Origin of the sequence: Microbulbifer mangrovi (assembly GCF_002009015.1) — a bacterium.
Classification (GTDB): Bacteria; Pseudomonadota; Gammaproteobacteria; order Pseudomonadales; family Cellvibrionaceae; genus Microbulbifer; species Microbulbifer mangrovi.
In genome coordinates this window covers 1-3,055 of the sequence record NZ_LZDE01000143.1, presented here as the reverse complement: position 1 = coordinate 3,055, position 3,055 = coordinate 1, and the positions used below count along the sequence as shown (strand labels likewise).

General features: G+C 60.6%; 3 protein-coding genes. All 3 read right to left on the bottom strand.

The features are described 5' to 3' along the window. Window positions 1-143: 143 nt before the first annotated feature. The 3 genes from rpoH to ftsE all read right to left on the bottom strand — a co-directional run bounded on the left by rpoH (window position 144) and on the right by ftsE (window position 2,950). Window positions 144-998 carry an RNA polymerase sigma factor RpoH gene (rpoH, locus tag B4U49_RS00865; RefSeq protein WP_078082715.1) on the bottom strand — a complete coding sequence of 285 codons (855 nt, stop codon included), beginning with the start codon at window positions 996-998 and terminating at the stop codon, window positions 144-146. Window positions 999-1,284: 286 nt separating this feature from the next. After that, window positions 1,285-2,283, bottom strand: coding sequence for a permease-like cell division protein FtsX (ftsX, locus tag B4U49_RS00860; protein WP_078082714.1), 999 nt, complete (start codon window positions 2,281-2,283; stop codon window positions 1,285-1,287). After that, a complete protein-coding gene (gene ftsE / locus B4U49_RS00855; protein ID WP_078082713.1) occupies window positions 2,267-2,950 on the bottom strand; it encodes a cell division ATP-binding protein FtsE in 684 nt (227 codons plus the stop codon). Before ftsE ends, ftsX begins: the two co-directional genes overlap by 17 nt. Window positions 2,951-3,055 lie beyond the last annotated feature (105 nt).

Below are 3,055 nucleotides of genomic sequence, written 5' to 3'. Positions count from 1 at the left end.
CAGGGACGTATTCACAGCGGTTCTGAAAACCCGTACCCAGTGATTCCCCGCCACCGGACCAGCTTCAAAGCAAAAACCACCGAACCACATACGAAAAAACCGCGCCAGTAGCGCGGTTCTTGGTCCGGTCAGTGAGAAGGCTATCAGGCCTCCATCGCCACCCGGACTTTTTTCATGGCGTTCTTTTCAAGCTGGCGGATTCGCTCAGCAGAAACACCGTATTTGTCCGCCAGCTCATGCAGCGTGGACTTGCTCTCGCTCAACCAGCGCGCCTCGATGATATCGCGGCTGCGGTCGTCCAGTTGCTCCATGGCGGAGGTCAGGTTGTTTACGCTGGTTTCCTGCCAGTTATCATTTTCCAGCATAGTGGCCGGATCGTAACGGCGGTCTTCCAGGTAGTGTGCCGGTGCCTGCCACGCGGAATCTTCATCGTCGTCCACACCTGCGTCAAATGCCGCATCGTGGGCCGACAGACGGCCTTCCATATCGTGCACATGCTGCACATCCACATTCAGCTCAGCAGCAACCCGCTTGGCTTCATCGCTGGTCAGCCACGCCAGCTTTTTCTTCTGGCCGCGCAGGTTGAAGAACAACTTGCGCTGCGCCTTGGTGGTCGCGATCTTCACGATGCGCCAGTTGCGCAGAATAAATTCGTGGATTTCTGCCTTGATCCAGTGCACCGCAAAGGACACCAGACGAACACCCTTCTCGGGGTTGAAACGCTTCACCGCCTTCATCAGGCCCACGTTACCTTCCTGAATCAGGTCGCCCTGGTTCAGACCGTAACCGGAGTAGGATTTGGCGATGTGCACCACAAAACGCAGGTGAGACATAACCAACTGACGGGCTGCCTCAAGGTTTTCGTGGTAGTAGAGATCTTCCGCGAGCTTTTTTTCTTCCTCGGCGGAGAGCACCTCGAAGCCACTCACTGTCTGGATATAGGCGTTCAGATTGGCGCCTGGTGACAGAGTGTGGATCGGCTGCAGATTGGTTCCCATTCAGGATTCTCCTCGTAACTCTTGTTGCCCCGCTTGGCACTTGCTGCCCGGACTATTTCTTACCGGGACCAGTAGTTTGCGGCGGCTTGCTCCTCCGGCCCTGAGCTGATCAGCTTTTGAGCGGCACCGGGAGAGCAAAGTTGGCCACAGTGTAGCACTCGCAACGGGAAATGGAACCCCGCCCGCGATTGCCCGGCAAACCGCGCCAGGCCTTGATATACGGGAGGTTAGAGCGGTTATCCACAGGGGAAGTTCCACGCTTTACGAAACTTGACTGACTTAACGGTCAGCGCGGTTGAATCGCCGAAATATGCCGCGCCACAGCCAGCCAGGCACCGGTCAGTCCCAGCAGGGCGGCGCCACCGGCCAGGCCGATCAGGTAAGTAATTCCCGGCCCGTCGAGCTGAAAGCCGCTGCCATAAAGATTCGCCAGCCCGCTCACCGGCCCCGTCAGCAGCCACACGCCAACACTTACCAGCAACCAGGCAATCAGCCCCCCCACCAGACCGTACACCAGACCGGTGTACAGAAAGGGACGTCGCACAAACGCATCCGTCGCCCCCACCAACTTCACCACCAGGATCTCCTGGCGACGATTCTCAATATGCAGGCGGATACTGTTTACGACCACCAGCAGCACCCCCAGCGCCAGCAGAAACGCCAGCCCCAGGCTCATACGCCGCCCCAGCTCGGTCAACTGCGCCAGGCGCTGTACCCAGGCCATATCCAGTACCACGGAATCCGTCAGCGCGCTCTCCCGCAAGTGCTCCGCCAGCGTCTCGAGCCCCGCGCTATCCGACGCCGAGGGGCGCACCAGCAACACTGCCGGCAGCGGATTGCTGTCCATACCCGCCAGCGCATCGCCGAGTCCGGACGCCTGCTGGAACTCCGCCAGCGCCTGATCCGGGGAAATGTAAGTCACCTCTGCCACCAGCGGATCCCCGCGCAGATCTTCCGCGTAGGCAGTCACCGCACTGTCCTTGGCGCGCTTGTGCAGGAACACCGAAATCTGCGGCTGCCCATCCCAGCCAGCCACCGCCTTCTGGAAGTTGGTCAGCCCCAACTGCAAAGCCGCCGGCAATGCCAGCGCAATCGCAATCACCAGCGCCGTCATGCCACTGGACATGGGCGAGGCAAAAAAGCGCACCCAGGACTCGCGCCACATCTCGCGGTGGTGGTCCAGCCAGCTGCTGAACCGGTCGCCAACACCGGTGCGAGCGGTCACGGCGCCGACAGTGCGGGCGCGCTCGGGGGGCGGGGCAGGGGTTTTAGTACGCTGGTTCACGGCTCGGGTATCCGTCGTAAATGAGTTGTCCCTGCTGCAGGGTCAGCACCCGCTGGCGCATACGCGCAATCAGCTCGAGATCGTGGCTCGCAATCAGTACGGTGGTGCCCACCGCGTTGAACTGGCGGAACAGCTGCATGATTTCTTCGGACAGTTTCGGGTCCAGGTTGCCGGTAGGCTCGTCTGCCACCAGCAGTGCGGGCTTGTTCACCACGGCGCGGGCGATGCCCACCCGCTGCTGTTCGCCGCCGGAGAGTACGATGGGGTTCTGCTTTTCCTTGTGCAGCAGCCCGACCTTGTCCAGCGCTGCACGCACCCGGCGCCCGACTTCGCGCTTGCTGCAACCGGAGACCGATAGCGGCAGGGCGACGTTGTCGAACACGCTACGATCAAACAGCAGCTGGTGGTTCTGGAACACGATGCCGAGATTGCGGCGATAGAAGGGGATCTGGCCGTTGCGCAGCCGGTTCAGGTTCTGCCCGCCGACGATGATGCTGCCGCGGGTAGGGCGCTCGATGGCGGTGAGGAGTTTCAGCAGGGTACTTTTGCCGGCGCCGGAATGGCCAGTAAGGAAAACCATCTCCGCGCGATCAATCTCCAGACTGACACGCCCCAGCGCATCCTGGCCGGACTCGTAGCGTTTGTTGACGTTATCGAATTGGATCATGAGCGCATTTTTGTTGTTTTAGTTCTGGGGAGAATGCACAAGCATTTTTCAGGCCCCTGTGGCGGTGCCGCTACCGGGTGCCCCCTTGTGAGACACGCCGTAAAC

Bases quoted from the DNA above. Each gene is read 5' to 3' on its own strand.
- ftsE (WP_078082713.1), bottom strand. From the start codon at position 2,950: ATGATCCAATTCGATAACGTCAACAAACGCTACGAGTCCGGCCAGGAT.
- rpoH (WP_078082715.1), bottom strand. From the start codon at position 998: ATGGGAACCAATCTGCAGCCGATCCACACTCTGTCACCAGGCGCCAAT.